General features: G+C 67.8%; 21 protein-coding genes. 3 read left to right on the forward strand and 18 right to left on the reverse strand.

Annotated elements, in window-relative coordinates:
- The 10 genes from QNJ67_20240 to QNJ67_20285 form a co-directional block, all read right to left on the reverse strand.
- Nucleotides 1–494, reverse strand: a 494-nt coding sequence (locus tag QNJ67_20240; GenBank protein MDJ0611315.1) for a c-type cytochrome, incomplete at its 3' end; no start/stop codon positions are given.
- Nucleotides 475–1674: a heme d1 biosynthesis radical SAM protein NirJ gene (gene nirJ, locus QNJ67_20245; GenBank protein ID MDJ0611316.1), complete on the reverse strand. Its 1200-nt coding sequence runs from the start codon at nt 1672–1674 to the stop codon at nt 475–477. The genes nirJ and QNJ67_20240, both read right to left, overlap by 20 nt.
- Nucleotides 1661–2194: an AsnC family transcriptional regulator gene (locus QNJ67_20250; protein MDJ0611317.1), complete on the reverse strand. Its 534-nt coding sequence runs from the start codon at nt 2192–2194 to the stop codon at nt 1661–1663. The genes nirJ and QNJ67_20250 overlap by 14 nt, the downstream gene beginning before the upstream one ends.
- A complete protein-coding gene (locus QNJ67_20255) occupies nt 2191–2634 on the reverse strand; it encodes an AsnC family transcriptional regulator (GenBank protein ID MDJ0611318.1) in 444 nt (147 codons plus the stop codon). The genes QNJ67_20250 and QNJ67_20255 overlap by 4 nt, the downstream gene beginning before the upstream one ends.
- Nucleotides 2634–3152, reverse strand: coding sequence for an AsnC family protein (locus QNJ67_20260; GenBank protein ID MDJ0611319.1), 519 nt, complete (start codon nt 3150–3152; stop codon nt 2634–2636). Before QNJ67_20260 ends, QNJ67_20255 begins: the two co-directional genes overlap by 1 nt.
- Nucleotides 3143–3622, reverse strand: coding sequence for an Lrp/AsnC family transcriptional regulator (locus QNJ67_20265; protein MDJ0611320.1), 480 nt, complete (start codon nt 3620–3622; stop codon nt 3143–3145). The genes QNJ67_20260 and QNJ67_20265 overlap by 10 nt, the downstream gene beginning before the upstream one ends.
- A gap of 17 nt (nt 3623–3639) precedes the next feature.
- On the reverse strand, nt 3640–4815 hold the full coding sequence (locus QNJ67_20270; protein ID MDJ0611321.1) for a cytochrome D1 domain-containing protein: 1176 nt from the start codon (nt 4813–4815) through the stop codon (nt 3640–3642).
- A gap of 1 nt (nt 4816) precedes the next feature.
- Nucleotides 4817–5107 carry a cytochrome c gene (locus QNJ67_20275; GenBank protein MDJ0611322.1) on the reverse strand — a complete coding sequence of 97 codons (291 nt, stop codon included), beginning with the start codon at nt 5105–5107 and terminating at the stop codon, nt 4817–4819.
- A 94-nt stretch (nt 5108–5201) separates the two neighbouring features.
- Entirely contained in the window at nt 5202–6002 is an 801-nt protein-coding gene (gene cobA, locus QNJ67_20280) for a uroporphyrinogen-III C-methyltransferase (protein MDJ0611323.1), read from the reverse strand.
- Nucleotides 6003–6095: 93 nt separating this feature from the next.
- The gene (locus QNJ67_20285) at nt 6096–7847 is read right to left on the reverse strand and encodes a cytochrome D1 domain-containing protein (GenBank protein ID MDJ0611324.1); all 1752 of its coding nucleotides are present in this window, start codon (nt 7845–7847) and stop codon (nt 6096–6098) included.
- 208 nt (nt 7848–8055) lie between these two features.
- Between QNJ67_20285 and QNJ67_20290 the strand changes: the two genes are divergently transcribed.
- From QNJ67_20290 to QNJ67_20300, 3 genes are all read left to right on the forward strand, one after another.
- Nucleotides 8056–10161 carry a 4Fe-4S binding protein gene (locus QNJ67_20290; GenBank protein MDJ0611325.1) on the forward strand — a complete coding sequence of 702 codons (2106 nt, stop codon included), beginning with the start codon at nt 8056–8058 and terminating at the stop codon, nt 10159–10161.
- A gap of 51 nt (nt 10162–10212) precedes the next feature.
- Complete coding sequence (locus QNJ67_20295; GenBank protein MDJ0611326.1) at nt 10213–11409, forward strand: NnrS family protein; 1197 nt, start codon at nt 10213–10215, stop codon at nt 11407–11409.
- 228 nt (nt 11410–11637) lie between these two features.
- Nucleotides 11638–12393: a Crp/Fnr family transcriptional regulator gene (locus QNJ67_20300; protein ID MDJ0611327.1), complete on the forward strand. Its 756-nt coding sequence runs from the start codon at nt 11638–11640 to the stop codon at nt 12391–12393.
- Nucleotides 12394–12632: 239 nt separating this feature from the next.
- On the opposite strand, the gene QNJ67_20305 is transcribed toward QNJ67_20300, so the two are convergent.
- From QNJ67_20305 to QNJ67_20340, 8 genes are all read right to left on the reverse strand, one after another.
- A complete protein-coding gene (locus QNJ67_20305) occupies nt 12633–13190 on the reverse strand; it encodes a hemerythrin domain-containing protein (protein MDJ0611328.1) in 558 nt (185 codons plus the stop codon).
- Nucleotides 13191–13571: 381 nt separating this feature from the next.
- A complete protein-coding gene (locus tag QNJ67_20310; protein ID MDJ0611329.1) occupies nt 13572–13808 on the reverse strand; it encodes a hypothetical protein in 237 nt (78 codons plus the stop codon).
- A 3-nt stretch (nt 13809–13811) separates the two neighbouring features.
- Nucleotides 13812–14201, reverse strand: coding sequence for a DUF411 domain-containing protein (locus QNJ67_20315; GenBank protein MDJ0611330.1), 390 nt, complete (start codon nt 14199–14201; stop codon nt 13812–13814).
- Nucleotides 14202–14423: 222 nt separating this feature from the next.
- On the reverse strand, nt 14424–14687 hold the full coding sequence (locus QNJ67_20320; protein MDJ0611331.1) for a cytochrome C oxidase subunit IV family protein: 264 nt from the start codon (nt 14685–14687) through the stop codon (nt 14424–14426).
- Nucleotides 14687–15244, reverse strand: coding sequence for a cytochrome c oxidase subunit 3 family protein (locus QNJ67_20325; protein ID MDJ0611332.1), 558 nt, complete (start codon nt 15242–15244; stop codon nt 14687–14689). The genes QNJ67_20320 and QNJ67_20325 overlap by 1 nt, the downstream gene beginning before the upstream one ends.
- Before the next feature lie 13 nt (nt 15245–15257).
- The gene (locus QNJ67_20330) at nt 15258–17201 is read right to left on the reverse strand and encodes a VWA domain-containing protein (GenBank protein MDJ0611333.1); all 1944 of its coding nucleotides are present in this window, start codon (nt 17199–17201) and stop codon (nt 15258–15260) included.
- Between the two features lie 10 nt (nt 17202–17211).
- Complete coding sequence (locus QNJ67_20335) at nt 17212–18027, reverse strand: CbbQ/NirQ/NorQ/GpvN family protein (GenBank protein ID MDJ0611334.1); 816 nt, start codon at nt 18025–18027, stop codon at nt 17212–17214.
- Between the two features lie 7 nt (nt 18028–18034).
- Nucleotides 18035–18964 (reverse strand): cbb3-type cytochrome c oxidase subunit I (locus QNJ67_20340; GenBank protein MDJ0611335.1); only part of this gene is annotated, 930 nt, incomplete at its 5' end.

Here is an 18964-nt window from a genome sequence, read left to right on the forward strand (position 1 = left end):
CTCTCGAAGCGGGTGATCGGCGCGAAGCGGTCGCCGTCGAGGATCGTGACGTGATGGTCGCCGCTCTCGACCACGACGAAGAGGTTGAGCGGATCGGCCTCGTAAAGGGGCGCTTCGGGAAGCCGCGCGGCGGCGGCCGTGACCTGCCGCGAGGCCTCGATCTCCGCCACGCCCCACCGCGGCTCCTCGGGCAGGGGCGCGTAGATCAGCCCGACCAAGGCCGCGATCTGCGGTTCGGTCAGGTCCTGGCCGAAGGCCGGCATCTGCGTAGCCGGACGCCCCTGGGCGATCACCTTCGCGGCCTTCGCTTGCCTGAGCCGTCGCAGGTTCTGCGGCAGGAGGGCCGGGCCGACCCCGCCCAGGCGGTCTTCGCCGTGGCAGCTGGCGCAATGGGTCTGATAGAGCACGAGCGCCCGATTTGCGTCGTCCGCGGACGCCGCTGCGGCGCCCAAGACCAGCAGCGTGGCGCAGAGGCTAAGGAGTCGCCGAGACATGGGGCCTCTTCCGGTAGGGCGTGACCGCGAGGCGCGGTCCCGGCGCGACGCCGATCTCGGCGTCGCTCAGGTAGCAGGCCGGATCCTCGGCCCAGGGATCGCCGGAGAGCTGGAACGAGCGGACTCGCGTGTTGCCGCCGCAGACGTCGAAGAAACGGCAGGCGCCGCAGCGCCCGGTGATCTTCCTCGGGCTGGCCTTGAGCCCCGCCATGATCGGATCGCTCGTATCGGGCCAGATCTCCGAGAAGGGCCGCTCGCGCACGTTGCCCAGGGTATAGTGCCACCAGAAGGTGTCGGGGTGGACGTTGCCGAGGTTGTCGATGTTGGCGACGTTGACGCCGGACGCATTGCCGCCCCAGGCCGCCAGCTTGGCGCGGATATGGTCTTCCATTTCCGGGAAGCGCTCGCGCACCCAGTAGAGGAAGTAGACGCCGTCGGCGTCGTTGTTGCCGGTCACGAACTCCTTGTTGATGCCGCGTGCTACGTAGTCCCAGCAGCGCTCGAAGATCAGGTCCATGGCGCGGCGCGTGGTGCGGTGATAGGCGTCGTCGTCCCGGTAGCGGTTGCCGCGGCCCGCGTAGACCAGGTGCGACAGGTAGAACTTGTCGATCTCCTCGCGGTCGAGCAGGTCGAGCATCTCCGGCAGCGACTCGACGTTCCGCTCGGTCATGGTGAAGCGTAGGCCGACCTTGATGCCCCGCTCCTGGCACAGGCGCAGGCCGCCGAGCGCGGCCTCGAAGGCGCCCTCCTGGCGCCGGAAGGCGTCGTGCACCGCGCCGATGCCGTCGAGGCTGACGCCGACGTAGTCGTAGCCGATCTCGGCGATCTCTTCGCTCATCGGGCGGTCGATCAGCGTGCCGTTGGAGGACAGCCCGACGTAGAAGCCGAGATCCTTGGCCCGGCGGGAGATCTCGAAGATGTCCGGGCGGAGCAGGGGCTCGCCCCCGGAGAGGATCAGGACCGGTACGCCGAAGGCCCGGAGGTCGTCCATCACGGCGAAGATCTCGGCGGTCGAAAGCTCGCCGGGGAAATCGACGTCGGCGGACAGCGAGTAGCAGTGCCGGCAGTTGAGGTTGCAGCGCCGGATCAGGTTCCAGATGACCACGGGGCCGGGCGGCACGCGGCGCCGGACAGGGGTCGGCGCGATCAGCTCGCGCATGAACTGGTTAAGTCGAAACATTCCTTTCCTCCCTGGCCGCGATCCGCAGGCCGGTCTTCTTCAGGATGCGCGTGCTGTAGAGCACCTCGTGCCCGCGGTCGGCTTCGCCCAGCAGCGCGGCGATCTGCGCCACCTTCAGCTCGACTTCGCTGCGTGTTTGGCCGTGCACCATGGCGAAGAGGTTGTAGGGCCAGTCGGGCGGGTGCCGCGGCCGCTGGTAGCAATGGGTCACGAACTCGAGCGCGCCGACCCGGCGGCCGAGCGCGCTGACTTCCCCGTCCGGGATGTTCCAGACCGACATGCCGTTGGCCCGGTAGCCGAGCCTGTAGTGATTGGGCACGGCGCCGATGCGCCGGATCGCGCCCCGCGCCTGCATGGCCGCCAGTCGTTCCATGACTTCCCCGGGCGCGAGGCCGAGCGTTTCCGCGACCCTGTGGTAGGGCCGGGCGCAGAGCGGCAGGCCGGACTGGGTCGCGGCGACGATCCGGCGGTCGAGGTCGTCGACCGTCCGCGACTTTGTCTCTGGGGGCGCCGCGCTCATACCGTCAACCTCAGCTCGAGGAAGTACTCCTCGCGCTTGGGCATGTTCAGGACCGGAAGCCCGGTCGCCGCCTCGATCTCCGCCAGCACCGCGGCGACCTGCTCGGGCCGTTCGGTCGCGACGACGAACCACATGTTCAGCCGGTGATCGCGCTGGTAGTTGTGCGCCACCTCGGGGAAAGCGTTGACGGTCTCGGCGACCGCCTCGAAGCGCGCCTCCGGCACGGCCATGGCCGCGAGCGTCAAGCCGCCGCCGAGCCTCTCGGCGTCGTAGAGCGGGCCGAAGCGGGACAGCACCTTCTGCTCCAGCATGCCTTGCAGACGCCCGATCAAGGTCGTTTCGGAGACACCCAGCCGGGCGGCCGCCTCGGCATAGGGGCGTTCGGCGACGGGAAAGCCGCCCTGCAGAGCATTGATGATCTTCCGGTCGAGGGCGTCCATCAGACCGCAACCGCCTTGGCCGTTTCCACGCCCTCTCGCGGAGTACCGTAGCGCGCGCCCCGCTGCTTGAAGCGGCGACGGCTGAACAAGGTGGCGCGGGCGACCTCGGTCAGGCCGGCTTGCGCCGCGGCCTCGAGGACGAGCGCCTCCACCTTGGCCCGGTCGCGCCCATGAATCATGCAGAAGAGGTTGTAGGGCCAGTGCGGCGGCCGGCGCGGACGCTGGTAGCAGAGCGTGACGAAGGGCAGCCGCGCGAGGCGCTCTCCGGCCGCGCGTACCTGGGAATCGGGCACGTCCCAGACGACCATGGCATTGGCCCGGTAGCCCAGTTCGTGATGGCGGACGACCACGCCCCATCGGCGGATCGCGCCGCGATCGATCAGGCGGCGCAGGCCCGCGACGACCTCGTCCTCGGAGAGGCCGAGCCGCGCGCCGACCTCGGCGTAGGGCCGCGGCGCCAGCGGCAGGCCGTCCTGGACGGCGGCGATCAGGCGCCGTTCGAGGTCGCTCAGTCCCATTGCAGCGGGAACCCCAGATCCAGCCGGTAGGCCTCGACCAGAGGCAGGTCGAACACGGCGAGGCCGGTCTGCCGTTCGATGTCATCCAGCACGCATCGCACGGCCTCGCGGTCGCGGGCCGCAACGACGAACCAAAGATTGAGGCGGTGCTCGCGCTCGTAGTTGTGGTTCACCTCGGGGAAGGCACTCACCGTCTCTGCCACCGCTTCGAGCCGGTCAGGCGGGACCGCCATGGCGGCCAGCGTGCTCCAACCCGCGCGGTGCGGCGTCACGACGGCGCCGATGCGGGAAATGGTGCCGGACTCCTGCAGGCTTTCGAGCGCGGCGATCACCGTTGCCTCGTCGCAGCCGAGATCTTCGGCGATCGCCGCGTAAGGCCGGGAGACCAGCGGAAAGCCGCGCTGATAGTCGTTCAGCAACCGCTTCTCCAGCGGCGAGGGCTCGCGGTCGCGTTCCGTTGCAAGATCCATTGCAGGCATTGGCCCTCCTAGAGCCCGATCCGATTGGCCCGGGCGGTGAGGAAGATGCCGCTCGGTTTCTTGGCCGGGAGCTCGGCGATGCGGGCAAAGGTTTCCGTGTCGTAGACCTCGACCCGGTCGCCGTCGCGCACCGAGAGCCAGACCTGCTCGCCCCGCGGCGTGAACTCGAGATGCAGGACAGCGGGGCCCGGCTCCAGGGTCTGCACCACCTGCCGCGTCGCCACGTCGATGACCTGGACCACGCCGTTGCTCGGGTGCGCGAAGTTGACCCAGACCTGACGCCCGTCCGGGCGCGCCACGACGAAGATCGGCTGTCCCTGCACCGGGATGCGGCCGACCTGGCGCCAGCTGTCCCGCTCGACGACGAGCACTTCGTGCCTGCCCACGGCGGGGAGAAAGATCTGGTTGCCCGCGCTGGCCCAGCCTTCGAGATGGGGCATCTTGTAGACTGGAAGCGGTTCCTCGCCGCGCCCGTAGCCGTCGAGAATGCGCCTGACGCCCACGTCGAGCTGCCAGAGATCGAGCAGCGCGATACCGTCTTCGCCGAACAGGCCGGCCAGGTAGTAGCGGCCGTCCGGCGTGATCAAGCCGTCATAGGGCAGCTGGCCGATGTCCCGGTACTTCCGGATCTTCGGGCTGGCGGGCTCGGAGAGGTCGGCAACCCAGATCTCGCCTGCGTCGTAGAGGCTGAACACGAAGCGCTGGCCCGGCGCGTCGACCAGGCCGACCACCTTCGAGGTCGCGCCGGCCGCGCCATAGACCGCCGGGATGTCGGCCACCAGCTCGAGCGAGTCCGCGTCGAACACGCGAACGCCGCCCGGTTCGTAGTTGGACACGGCGATCAAGCTGCCGTCCTGGGAGATCGCGCCGCCGATCGAGTTCCCGGCCTGCACGACCCTCTGGTCGAGCCTGCCGTTGAGGAGGTCGATCTTGTTGAGGCCGCCGTCGCGCCCGAAGACGTAGGCATAGCGCCCGTCGCGCGAGAAGACCGTCGAGGCGTGGGACAGGTCGCCCAGTCCGGCGACCTCGGACACGGTCGAGCGGCCGGTGGTCTCGACGATCTGCACGCGGCCGTCGGCCCGCTCGACGACCAGGCCCATGTCGCCGGTGCCGCGCGGCGCGGTCGCGCAGGCGGCGAGGGCCAGGGTCAAGCTCACCAAGACAAGGGATCGACCCAGGTCCATGTCAGAGGCCCTCCTTCATGCGCTCGACCAGCCAGTCCGCTTCGTCCTCGCGGATTTCGAAGTTCCACGGCGGCATCGGCGTGCCGGGCAAGCCGTAGAGGATCACCTCGACCAGGGCATCGTTCGGTTTGCCGGCGAGCGCCTGCGGCAGGAGCGAGGGTCCGAGCCCGCCCTTCAGCGTCATGCCGTGGCAGGAGCCGCAGTCGTGCTTGAGCCGGTGGATCAGCTCCGCCTGGCGTTCGGCCGGCGGCGCCGCCAGGGCTGGTGAGCCGATCGCGAGGCTGAGGACCAAGGCGGAAGCGAAGCCCAGGCGTCTAGATTGATGTCGAGCGGATTCACATGTCTTGCCGGAACCGCGAAGCGCTTTCGTCAAATCATGATCCGCTCTAGCCATTGCGCATCTCGCGAAGCCCGGGGTCCGTCTCACCGCCGGTCCAGGCCGAGGCGCCGAGCAGCTCTGACAGTGCGACGACGCGGCCGACGACGATCAGGACCGGAGCCTTGAGTTCGTCCCGCCTGACGGCGTTCGGCAGTTCGGCCAGCGTCGAGCGGCAGATGGTTTCGTTCGGCAGCGTCCCGTTGGCGACCGCCGCCGCCGGGGTATCCGCCGCCAAGCCCGCCTCGATGAGCGACCGGCAGATTCCGGGCAGGTTCGACAGGCCCATGTAGATCACCAGCGTCGTGTCGGGATCGGCCAGGCTGGCCCAGTTCAGGTCGAGGTCCCGATCTTCTCGGCAGTGGCCGGTCACGAAGCGCACGCCCGTGGCGAGGCCGCGGTGGGTCAGCGGGATGCCGACGCCTGCGGTGCAGCCCGAGGCGGCCGTGACGCCGGGCACGACCTCGAAGGCGATGCCCTGCCGGGCCAGGTATTCCGCCTCCTCGCTGCCGCGGCCGAAGATGAAGGGATCGCCGCCCTTGAGCCGCACCACCCGATGGCCGGCGCGGGCCAGCTTGGCCAGCAGCGCGTTGGTCTCTTCCTGGGCCAGCGTGTGGTGGGCGCTCGCCTTGCCGACATAGATCCGCATGGTGCCCGAGGGGATCAGGGCGAGTATCTCCGGCGAGATGAGCCGGTCGTAGACCACGGCCTCTGCTTCGCGAAGCACCCGCAGTGCCTTAATCGTGAGGAGCTCCGGGTCGCCGGGACCGGCGCCGACCAGGGAGACCAGAGGCGAAACCGTTTGGGACATTCGAGAGCGCTTCCTGGCTGGTTGAATGCGGGGACGGTTCGGCGCCATCCGGGGCGGGACTTGGGCGTCCCGCACCCGGAAGTGGTGCCTGCTCTAGTAGACGTCGTTCCTCGTGTTGTAGACGTTGAACTTGCCGGTCGGCGTGATCAGACGTTTGTCCTTGATGACGTGCTTCAGCTTACGCGTCTTGTCGTCGACCACGACGATCGCCGATTCCTGGTCCTTGCCGTTCCACACCGAGAACCAGATCTCCGACCCGTCCTTGTTGTACTCGCCCTGGACGACGCGCCGGACGCCCTCGGAGATGCCGGACCATTCACCGATCGGCAGCACCTCGTAACCCTTGTCCAGGTTTTTGATGTCGAACACCGCGACCGAAGAGGCGAGCTCGGGCTCCGGGTTGAGCGGCGTATCGACGTAGAGGTTGGTGGACTTCGGGTGGGTCTTGATGAACAGCGATCCGCCGCCCTGCCCTTCGAGGGTCTCGACTACCTTCCAGGCCTTGTCGGCGTGCTTCTTGGGATCGGTGCCGATCAGCGCGATGGTCTCGTCGCCCAGGTGGCTGGTCGCCCAGACCGGCCCGTGCTTGGGATGCACGAAGTTCGCGCCGCGTCCCGGGTGCGGCTTGATGCCGGTTTCGATCAGCGCGACCAGCTTGTCCTCCTTGGTGTCGACCACGGCAACCTTGTCGCGCGCGTTGGCCGCCACCAGGAAGTAGCGGCCCGTCGAGTCGAAGCCGCCGTCGTGGAGGAAGCGTTCGGCCTCGATGGCGGTCACCTTGAGGTTCTTGATGTCCTGGTAGTTGACCATCAGGATGTGGCCGGTTTCCTTGATGTTGACCACGAATTCCGGGTTGTAGTGCGAGGCCACGATCGAGGCCACGCGCGGCTCCGGATGGAACTCCTGGGTGTCGTACGTCATGCCGCGGGTCGAGACGACCTTGATCGGTTCCAAGGTGGACCCGTCCATGATCACGTACTGCGGCGGCCAGTAGGAGCCGGCGATCGCGTACTTGTCCTCCCAGCCTTTCATCTTGGAGGTCTCGACCGAGCGCGCCTCCATGCCGACCTTGATCTCGGCGACAGTGGTCGGCGGATCCATCCACAGGTCGATCAGGTTGATCTTGGCGTCGCGGCCGATGGTGAAGAGATAGCGCCCCGAGGCGGAGAGCCGGGAAATGTGGACCGCGTAGCCGGTCGACAGAATGGTGACGATCTCTTTCGTGCCGCCGTCGATCAGGGCGACCTCGCCGCTGTCGCGCAGCGTGACCGAGAAGAGGTTGTCGATGTCGATCGTGTTCTCTTTCTTGTCGGGCCGCTGATCGCGCGGAACGTGCACCTTCCAGCTCGCCTTGATCTCCGGCAGGCCGAACTCCGGCGGCTGCGGCGGCTCGTTGAGCAGATAGCGGGTCATCAGGTCGATGTCGCTTTCGCTCAGGTCCCCCGAGGTGCCCCAGTTCGGCATGCCCGCCGGCGAGCCGTAGTTGATGAAGGCGTGGAGGTAGTCGTAGCCGAGCTCGCGGGTGAGATCGGTCGTCAGTGCCTTGCCCGTGGCGCCTTTGCGCAGCACGCCATGGCATCCAGCGCAGCGCTGGAAGTAGATCTCGTTGGCCCGGGCGAACTCGTCCTTGGTGAGGCTCGGAACACCTTCCTCGGCGCCGGGAAACTTGGCGCCTTCCTCGGGCAGTACGTCGAGGCTGGGCTCGTAGCGTTCGCCCGGCTGGGTCCCGTGCTTCTTCAGGTCCTCGGCCTTTGGCTTTTCAGCCGCCTGGGCGGCGGTAAGGGAGAGCGAAAGAGCCGCCGCGGCGACCAGCGCAGCGAGCCCGGGGAGCAGTGCCTGTCTCATGGTGCATCCTCGCTTCTGAAGAGTGAATCGAGGCTAGGCACCGGGTCGGTCACCATCCTTGACGATGGTCAAGTAGAAAGCTTTTGGCGAGTTTCGTGATCGCTTGCGCGCCGAGACTTGAGTTTGGTCAAGGATGGAGATCGAGGCGCCGCCGAAGATGGCGGGACGAGCCTGAAGACCTTGAGTTGGCGCGAGCGAAGAGGAACTCATGCGGAGCTGTGCCGGTCTGTTGATGCTCCTCGCGGCCCTGGTCGCGCCAGAGGCCGTGAATGCCGCGGACCCGGTGCCGAACCTCGCGGCCGAGGCGCCGATGGACGAGGTCTTTCCCGATGCGTCCCGCTTCGGCCCGATGACGGGAAGCCCACCGGCGGCCGAGGCCTTCACCGGCGATGCTCTCGCCGGCTACGTCTTCTCGACGCAGATGGTCGTCGCCTCGGCCGGCTATTCGGGCAAGCCCTTCGACATCCTCGCCGGGATCGATCTCGAGGGGCGGATCACCGGCGCGGCGATCCTGGCACACAGCGAGCCCATCCTGGTGATCGGCGTGGCCGACTCGGATCTCGCGGCTTTTGTCGCGCAGTACCGGGGCCTCGACATTCGCGAGCCTCTGCGCGTGGCGCGGCGCGGCGGGAGCGGTGCCGGCCAAGTGGACGCCGTCGCCGGAGCGTCGATCTCCTCCGTCGTGTTCAACGACGCCATCCTGCGCGCGGCGCGCGCGGTCGCCCGCAGCCGCGGGATCCTGGGTCAGGCCCAGGCCGGCCTCGACTTCGAGAGCTTCGATCCGGCGACCTGGCAGGAACTCTCGGACGAAGGCTCCCTGGTGTCGCTGGACGTCACCGTGGCCGACGCCGAGGCGGCGATCGGGGCGGAAGGCGGGAAGCTATTCCCCGATACCGCCCGCCCGGACCCCGACGCGCGCTACCTGTCGCTCCACGCCGGCCTGGCCACGCCCGCCAGGGTCGGGCGCAACCTGCTCGGCGACCGGCTCTACAACCGTGTGACCGCCGAGCTTTCCGAGGGCGAACAGCTGGTCTTCGTCGGTGGGCAGGGCCTCTTCTCCTTCAAGGGAACGGCCTATGTCCGGCGCGGCGTCTTCGACCGCCTTCAGTTGGTACAGGGTGCCAAGACCGTGACCTTTCTAAAGGAGGACCACGTCCGCGTCGAAGAGCTCGCCGTGGAGGCCGCGCCGGCCCTGCGCGAATTGGCGCTCTTCATCGTCCGCTCGACGGACTTTTCGCCGACGGAACCCTGGCGCCTCGAGGTCGCGGTTACCGGGGAGGATTCGCGCGGCGACGCGGTCCAAGCGATATTCGCACTCCCCTACAGCCTGCCCGCGACCTACCGCCGAGTGGGCGATCAAGCGCCGGTCGAAACCTGGGAAGGCGCGCCGCTGTGGCGCCAGACCTGGCTGGAACGCTGGAGCGACATCGCCATCCTGGCCCTGGCGCTCTTCCTGCTCACGGCGATCCTTGTTTTTCAGGACGTCGTCGCAGCGAAGCCGCGGCTCTACGAAACCCTTCGCAACGGCTTCCTGATTTTCACCCTGGTCTGGCTCGGCTGGATCGTCGGCGCGCAGCTCTCCGTGCTCAACGTCCTGACCTTCGTCAACGCGGTCATGACCGAATTCAGCTGGGACTTCTTCCTGCTCGACCCGCTGATGTTCATTCTCTGGAGCTACGTCGCCGTCGCCATGCTGTTCCTGGGGCGGGGCGTGTTCTGCGGCTGGCTCTGTCCCTTCGGCGCGCTGCAGGAGCTGATCAACCGCGGCGCCCAATGGCTCGGCGTTCCCCAATGGCGCCTGCCGTTTTTCCTGCACGAGCGGCTCTGGCCGATCAAGTACGTCGTCTTCCTGGCAATCTTCGCGGTCTTCCTGGGCGACCTCTCCCTGGCGTTGCGGGGCGCCGAGGTCGAGCCTTTCAAGACCGCGATCGTGCTCAGGTTCGACCGGCCCTGGCCCTACCTGCTCTATGCGGCCGTTCTGCTGGTCGCCGGGCTCTTCGTTTCGCGCGCCTTCTGCCGCTACCTCTGCCCGCTCGGGGCGGCGCTGGCGATCCCGGCGCGCATGCGCATGTTCGAGTGGCTGAAACGCCGCTGGCACTGCGGCAAGTCCTGCCACCACTGCACGGCGAGCTGCCCTGTGCAGGCGATCCATCCGACCGGCCAGATCAATCCGAACGAGTGCATCTACTGCCTGCGCTGCCAGGCCAACTATTTCGACGACCAGCTCTGCCCGCCCTTGATCGAGCAGCGCCGCCGCGCCGAGAAGCGCGCGGCGGCAGAGAAGACCGCGGCGAGTCCCGGAAGCGCCGGATGAGCCGGCCGTCTCAGGGGCCATGGACAGGAGGCCGACCCTCCAGCCGCCGGCATGTTCGCTGACCAGAGTCCGGCCGACCGGCGCCGGGCCTATCGCGGACCGGCGATCCTGCAGCAGGGCTTCCGGCCCTTCTTCCTGGGCGCGGGCGCCTGGACCGTCATCGCGATGGCGCTCTGGCTCGGCATCTATCTCGGCTACCTCGCCCTGCCGAGCCGTTTCGACCCCTTGGCCTGGCACAGCCACGAGATGCTGTTCGGCTTCGTCGGCGCCGCAATCGCCGGGTTTCTCCTGACCGCCGTCCCGAACTGGACCGGCCGTCTGCCGGTCCGCGGCTGGCCGCTCGCCCTCCTGTTCTCGCTCTGGGTTGCCGGGCGCCTGGCCGTCGGCCTGTCGGAGGTCATCGGAGCGGCAGCGGCGGCGCTGATCGACGTCGCCTTCCTGGTCGCGCTCGACGGCGTCCTGCTCCGCGAGATCCTGGCCGGGCGCAATTGGCGCAATCTGCCCGTAGTCGTGATCGTTGCCCTGCTCGCCGGCTGCAATATCCTGATCCACCTGGAAGACCTGACGAACGCGGAAACGGCGTCCGGCGGGCTGCGCCTCGCCCTCGCCACGGTGGTCATGCTGATCGCCTTGATCGGCGGGCGCATCGTGCCGAGCTTCACCCGCAACTGGCTCAAAAAGCGGAACGAGGCGCGGCTGCCCCGCCCCTTCGGCCCGCTCGACCGGGCCGTCCTTCTCGCGACGCTCGTCGCAGGGCTGTGCTGGACGGCCTGGCCCGACTCGGCGGTGACCGGCCTGCTCTGCCTGCTCGCCGGCCTCGGCAACGGCTGGCGCCTCGCCCGATGGCGCGGCCACCGGACGCTGTGCGAGCCGCTGGTCTGGGTGCTCCATCTCGGCTACGGCTGGGTCGCCCTTGGGCTCGCCGTGCTCGGCCTGTCGATCTGGTTTCCGGACCTGCTGCCGTCGGCGCCGATCCACGCCCTGACCGCCGGTGCCATGGGCACGATGACCCTCGCCGTGATGACGCGCGCCACCCTGGGCCACACCGGCCAGGCGCTGTCGGCGGGATTCGGGACCACGGCGATCTACCTGCTCGTTACCGCGGCGGCCCTGCTGCGGATCCTCTCTTCCATCATCGAGGCGGGGAGCTCCCTCGCCCTGACCCTGGGGGCCCTCTGCTGGGTCGGCGCCTTCGGGCTTTTCGTCGCGCTCTACGCGCCCTTGTTGATGGCACGGCGCCGGCCCTAGAGCGGATCATGTCTTGACGGAAACGCTTCGCGGTTCCGGCAAAACATGTGAATCCGCTCTACATCTAAGGTTTAGAGCAGATTCACCGGGTTCGATGAATCGCCTCCGGCGATTCGACCGTGTCGCGAAGTCCCGCTCCGGATTTCCCTGATCGAGATCAATGCCTGCGCTGTGATATGCTCCTTTTTAGGGTCACGATGGGTTGGAGCGTCGAACGGGGGCGATCGCATGTCCGCAACACCCGAAGTTTTGGAGGAGCAATTCCGCCGGCGTACCGGGCTGACGGCGCGAGATCAGGAGATCCTCGCAGGCGTTCCGCTGTTTTCGGGTCTGGCTGTGGACGGCATTCAAGCTCTGTTGGCCGATGCCTGGGCGCAGCCCTTCGAACGAAACACCGTCCTCTTCCTCCAGGATGATCCAGGGTCGCGCTTCTACGTCATCCTGGACGGATGGGTGAAGCTGTTCCGGACCACCGAAGAGGGCGAGGAGAGCGTGATCGCCGTTTTCGGGCGTGGCGAATCCTTCGCCGAGGCCGCCATGTTCGATGCCGGCATCTATCCCGTCGGCGCGGCGACGGTCGAGGAATCCCGTCTCCTGGTCGTGCCCGCGGCCCCCTTCGTCCGGCAGCTTACGGAGCACGGCGAGTATGTCGTGCCCATCCTCGCCGCGATGTCGCGGCACTTGCGCCGGCTGGTCAACCAGGTTGAGCAGCTGACCCTCAAGTCCTCGACCGAGCGGGTCGCCGGGTTCCTGATCAAGCTCTGTCCCGCGGACGCCAATGACGCGAACGTTCGTCTGCCGCTCGACAAGGCGCTGATCGCCGGCCGGCTCGGCATGCAGCCCGAGACCTTTTCCCGCTCCTTGGCCAAGCTGCGCAAGGTCGGGGTCGAATCCCACGGGGCCGAGATCTGCATTCCCGACGTTGCGGCGCTGCGGGAGGTGAGCAATGGCCACGCGCCTTGCGCTCCCGGGATGCGCCGCTAGCGGGGGCTGCTAGCAGGCTGCTGACATAGTGCTAAGTCGGAACCATCACCCTTCGACAAGCTCAGGGTGAGGGCGAAATGTTTCAAGCACTTACCCTCATCCGCGCGAAGCGCCGGGCTGCGCCCCCTGTCGAAGGATGACCGTGATCAAGAGCTCCAGGCTTTTTCAGCAGCCTGCTAGAGCGGATTCACCTGTCTTTGCCGGAATCGCGAAGCGTTTCCGTCAGAACATGATCTGCTCTAGCCTGGAAGATTGACGCCGCGCCGCCGCGCCATGGCGCGGCCCATCTGCCTCCTATCGGCGTCCGTCAGCCTTTCGCGGGCAAGCGGCAAGAGAACGTCGTCTTCCCACGCGAGATGACGGCGTTGGGTTTCTGCAAAAGCCGCGGCAGCGCGCACGAAGGCCACCCCTCTGCTGGGCACTCGGCCGTCGGCCAGGGCGCGCAGACCGTCCAGGACCTCTTCGCAGAGTGCGCTGTCCTGCCGATGCTCTTCCGACAGCACGGACAGCAGCCTGCCTGCATTGTCCGCCGCGAGGCAGCGTTGCTGCAACAGCGGGAAAAGATCCTCCTCTTCGTCCGCGATGTGCTTTGGCAGCTCCTGTTCCACATAGGCCAAGACGATGGTGGCCAGACGGACCGCTTCGGGCCCTGCCGGATCGAAGGCGATATCGTCGAGAAGCTTGCAGACGACCTTCTGCCGAAAATGATCCGCTGAGAGATAGTCGATCGGCTCGCGCAGCAGGTTCTCGGGGATGGCCTCGATGGTGCCGGCCGTCAGATGGTTGAGTGCATGCATGGCGCCGCTTGCGTGATCGATGTGCGCGGATCTCGTTAGAAGCCTTTCAAAGGCCTCGCGTCGTCACCTTGACCACCGTCAAATCGCGACCGCATCCAGCCGCCATGGCCCTAGGGCCTGTTGACATTCACGGCGCGCTCCTGGCGGGAGCGCATTTGCGCCCCGTCCCGAAGGGATCCGGCGCAATCGGCCCGCTGCCGCGTTGCTTGTCGTCGAATATGCTCGACATGTCCTTCCTCCTCGCGCCTAACAGCGGGCCGTTTTCACGCGGACCAGAAGCGCGCCCTGAATGTCAACAGGCCCTAAAGCTCGACGACGCAGACGCCGCGCGGGTGAATCGGGCCTCGGCTGCTTGCATTGAGATTTCAGAAAGTCGCGTAGTTACCGTATCAGGCCGTCGATGCGGTCGGACACCCAACCCATCAGATAGCCACCGCCGCCGAGCACGACCATACTGACGAGGATGCCGAGCGCGATCTCGCTAGGCAGCATGACGGGGGCTTCGCTGCTGTCCGGCAGCAGCAAGCCAACCCCGAGACCCGCGCCCCAGAGCAGCAGCGCCGCGCCGAAGCCGATGACGGTCAGGAGGTGGCGGATGGGTCGGGGGCGCTTCTGCATGGCCTAGAGCTCTCCATTGGCGTCCATGAAGGTCGAGCGGCTGCCATCCAGGTTGAGCGCCAGCACCTCCCCTTCTGGCGCGTCGACCACCGAGAGACCGTGCAGGCCCTTGGGCCGTTTCCTCAGCAAGGCGGCCACAGCGGCGGGCGGCACCGCTCCTTCCAGGTCGAAGCCCCCGGCGCGGCCGGTGAGGCAGGAAACGCTGTCGGCCTGCGGCGTCTCGACCACCACGTGGAATCCGCTGGCGCTCAGCTTTTCGGACCATGTCTCCGCCGCGCCTGCGCAGGGGTTATGGGCCGAGATCGCGACGGTCGGCGCCTGGGTCACCGAGATCATGGTGGCCGCCGTCCAACCGATCAGGGCGAGGGCGATCGCGAGCGTCATGAAGCGCATGGTTCGGGCTCCGGCAAGAACAGGGGACCAGCTTAAGGCCCCGGCGCTGCAGCGACCTTGACGCTCGTCAAGAAACCCAAGGCGCTGAAAAAGGCGCGCAGTCGGGACCATCACCCTTCGACAAGCTCAGGGTGAGGGGGAGATGTTTCAATCACTTACCCTCATCCTGAGCGTGTCGAAGGATGACCGTGATCAAGGGCACCAGGCTTTCTCATCTTCCTGCTAGGTCGCCAGGGCGAGACCGTAGGTGATGGCCGAGAGCAGGACCAGGCCAAAGGTAAAGCCGGCGGACCAGTCGGGCGCGCGGCGCAGGTCGAGGTAGTCGCGAAGGATGAGCCGCGCCTTCAGCAGGCCGACTAGGGCCAGGGCGCCGAGCCAGAGCGGCGGGAGGCTGCCCCCGGGGACCGCGACACGGCCCGCGAAGGCCATGCCGACCGTGAGGGCGATCAGCGCGAGCCAGGCCAGCAGCAGTCGGCGTTGTTCCATCAGCGCACCAGGTAGATCATCGGGAAGATCAGCACCCAGACGAGATCGACCATGTGCCAGAACGCGGTCCCGGTTTCGACCGACTCGAGGCGGGCGGAGACGCCGACGATGACCAGGATGACCAGGCCGAACACCACGTGGGCCAGGTGAAATCCGGTCAAGAGGTAGTAGAGGGTGAAGAAGTCGTTGGTATCCAGCCCGATGCCGGCCTGGGCCTTTTCCGCGTACTCGAAGATCTTGATGACCAGAAAGACCAGGCCGAGCGCGCCGGCGGCGGCCAGCCAGGCCCGGGTCCGGGCGATACGCCCCTGGCGCATGGCCAGTACGGCCAAGGCGGCGAAGTAGCCGCTGGTCAGGAGCACGCCGGTGTTGATGGCGCCGGTCAGCCGGTCGAGGCTGGCCTGCGAAGACGCGAAGAGCTCGGGCTGCATCAGCCGGGCGCCGGCCAGGCCGATCAGCCCGGCGCCGAAGACCAGCAGCTCGGAGCCGATCAGCACCCACATCATGGGATTGCCGGGCAGGGCGCCGATACCGCCCCAGTCGTCGCTATCCTTCATGGGACGCCCACGTCTAGGTCACCAGGTGCCGGTAGATCAGCGGCAGGGCGCTGGTCAGGCGTTCCGGCCGCGAGACGATGGCGTAGCCGTTCTGGCCGAAGATGCGCGGGATGTAGGTCTCAGCGCGCTTGTCGATGGTGATGCCGAAGACCGCATGGCCCAGGCGCCGCGCCTCGGTCACCGCCATGCGCGAGTCCTCGACGCCGTAACGGCCCTCGTAGTGGTCGAGGTCGTTGGGCTTGCCGTCGGTGATCACCAGCAGGAGCCGCCGCGAGGCGCCTTGCGCCTTGAGCGGCTTGGCGACCGCGCGAATCGCGGCGCCGAGGCGGGTGTAGAAACCGGGCTTGAGCGCGGCGATGCGGCGCTCGACCGTGGGATTCATCGGCTCTTCGAAGCCCTTGAGGCGGTTCACGTAGACCCGGTGACGCTTGAGCGAGGAGAAGCTGTAGATCGCGTGGCTGTCGCCAACCGCCGCCAGCCCGTGACCGAGCGCCGAGAGGGCTTCGCGCGCGACGTCGATCACCGCGCGCTCGCCGACGGCGCTCTCGGTCGAGCGCGAGCAGTCGATCAGCGTCGCCACGGCGAGGTCGCGCTCGTCGTTGACGATCTGACGGTAGACCCGGTTGCTGCCGTGGCCGGAGGCCCGGAGGTCGACCAGGGACCGCACCAGGCCCTCCATGTCGAGCTCCTCGCCGTCGATCTGACGGGTCAGAACGCGGCGCCGCGGCCGCAAGGCCTCGAACTGCCGCTTAACCGCCGCGATGCGCCGGCGCGCCAGCGGCTCGATTGCGACGCCGTCCGCCTGGTCGAGGCTCTCGCCCCGGCTCTCCAGGATGCGGACATGGTCCGCCAGGTAGCGATTGCCGCGGTAGTCCCATTCGGGCAGCAGCTCTTCGCCGGCCAGCCGCTCGCTGTCGAGGTCGCGCGGCGCCAGGTCGAGATCGAAGGCGAGGCGTGTCGCCGGGCGCTGATCGACATCGGCCAGGCCCAGCTCCTCGGCGTCGTCCGCCGCCTTCTTTGCCGTCTCCGGGTCGTCGTCCTCGACGCGGCGGTTGAGATTGAGGAAATCGGCCCAGGAGAGAATGGATTCGAAGCGGTGGAGGATCAGGGAATCCTTCCGATTGGCCTGGTCGCTCTTCTTTCGGGCGGCGCGCTTGCGCTTGCCGTCGGGCGCCTGGCCGCTGCCGGCGCCGGTTTCGTCGCGGCCCGCCGCCCCCCTGTCCGGCGTCGGGGCCGGCCGCCGCTCCGGCCACAGCAGGACCGGCTCGAAACACCGGTAGCCCGAGGGCGCGGCGACGGCCTCCAGCGCCGCCGTCTGGTCCTGGATGAACTCGAGATAGCGCCGGGCCGCGCCGGAGAGCGCGGCGCTGTCGCTGAGCAGGGCGCGGATCGCGTCCTCCAGGGCCTGCTCCGCTTCGGGCCGCTGGCGCCGGGCGCGCAGGGCGAGGGTCTCCCGGCAGAGCCTCATGTAACTCGGCCGCAGGCCGGGGTAGTCGGCCAGCAGTCGGGCGGTCGTCTCCTGGGCCCGGCGCAGGGTGAGGAGGTCGCCCCGCAGAGGGTCCGTGACGTCCGGCGGCGGGGCCTCGTCGTGCGCGGCAAAGGCGGCCAGCCAGAGATAGAGCTGCTCGTTCAGCGCGCGCTCGGGCAGGGCGTCCAGGCTCGCCGGCAGGCGCAGCACCTCGCCGTCGAACGAGGGCCGCTCGATCACCTCCTCGGCATGGCCGAGCCGGCGCCAGACGCTGCGCCGGTGCTGGGCGCCCTCGGCCGTGGCGTCCCGAAACTCCACGCCGGCTTCGCCGCCGAGACCGCGAAAGACGATGCCGATGCGCGCTTGCATGGCGGGCAGGACGACCGCGGCGTCGGGAAAGGCCGGGCGCTCGTCGAGACGCCCGACCACGCGGTGCCACAGGCTGCCGACCGCTTCCTCGGGTTCCCAGGGCTTGAAGCCGAGCGGCATGGCAGTGGCCTCAGCCGATCACCGCGGTCATCAGATCCTTGAGGCCGCGCTTGGTCTCGGGGTCGTCGGACAGCGGCTCGATCATGGCCGCATGGATGGCCCGCTCGATCTTCATGCCGTCCTGCAGCAGCGTGGCGCAATAGACGACCAGGCGGGTCGAGACCCCCTCTTCGATATCCTGGCCCTTGAGGCCGCGCAGCTTGCCGGCCAGACGGACCAGCAGCTTGGCCCGTTCCGGATCGAGGCCGGTTTCGGCGACGACGATCTCGACTTCGCGCTCGGGCGGCGGGAAGTCGAAGTCGATCGCCAGGAAGCGCTGACGGGTCGAGGGTTTCAGGGTCTTGAGGATATTCTGGTAGCCGGGATTGTAGGAGACCACGAGCATGAAGCTGTCCGGCGCCTTGAGCAGCTCGCCGGTTCGCTCCAGCGGCAGGATGCGCCGGTCGTCGGTCAGGGGATGGAGCACGACGGTGACGTCCTTGCGCGCCTCCACCACCTCGTCGAGATAGCAGACCCCGCCATCGCGCACGGCGCGGGTCAGCGGACCGTCGAGCCACACCGTCTCGCCGCCCTTCAGGAGGTAGCGACCGGTCAGATCGGCCGCCGTCAGGTCGTCGTGGCAGGCCACGGTGTGCAGCGGCAAGCCGAGCCTGGCCGCCATATGGGCGACGAAGCGGGTCTTGCCGCAGCCGGTCGGCCCCTTGAGCAGCAGAGGCAGGCGGTTGCGGTAGGCCGTCTCGAAGACCGCGCACTCGTCCGCCGTCGGGGCATAAAACGGAAGGGGGCTTGCGCCCCCTTCTTTGACTTCGAGAGCAGCCATGGTCATGCGGGCCTCACTCGGCCGGCACCGCGCCGGCCGTCTCGCCGGGCGCGACGATCTCGCGCCGCGGCACCGCAAGAGCATAGATGAACAGCAGGGCGCCCACCACCACGGCCACGCCGGAGCCGAGCCGCATCCAGTAGAACAGCGCGAGCTGGTCCTGTACGCTCATGAAGTCCTCGCCGTTGACCCGCTGCAAGTGGGTCTGGATGGTGCCGGCGAAGGTCAGCGTGAAGGTCATGAAGGCCATGCCGCCGGACATCAGCCAGAAGCTCGCCATGTTGATGACCTGGTTGTAGGGCTCGCGGCCCCGCAAATAGGGGAAGGCGTAGGTCATGATCGCCAGGTTGAGCGAAACGTAAGCGCCGAAGAAGGCCAGATGGCCGTGCGCCGCCGTCACCTGGGTGCCGTGGGTGTAGTAGTTGACCGGAGCCAGGGTGTGCATGAAGCCCCAGACGCCGGCGCCGAAGAAGGCCAGGGTGGCGCAGCCCAGCGCCCACAGCAGGGCCGCCTTGTTGGGATGGTCGCGGCTCCCCTTCCAGACCATGACGAAGACGAAGACCACCATGGCGAAGAAGGGGAGGACCTCCAGGGTGGAGAAGACCGAGCCGATCCACTGCCAGTAGGCCGGCGTGCCGATCCAATAGTAATGGTGGCCCGTGCCGAGCAGGCCGGTGAAGAGCGCGAGGGCAACGATGACGTAGAGCCACTTCTCCACCACCTCGCGGTCGACGCCCGTCAGCTTCAGCATGAGGAAAGCCAGGACGGCGGCCATCACCAGCTCCCAGACGCCCTCGACCCAGATGTGCACGACGTACCACCAGTAAATCTTGTCGACGGTCAGGTTGTCCGGGTTGTAGAGAGCGAAGAGGAAGAAAAGCGCGACGCCCCAGAGGCCGAGCAGCAGCACGTTGGAAACCGCGGTCTTGCGGCCCTTCAGCAC

Source organism: Kiloniellales bacterium, assembly GCA_030064845.1.
Taxonomy (GTDB): Bacteria; Pseudomonadota; Alphaproteobacteria; order Kiloniellales; family JAKSDN01; genus JASJEC01.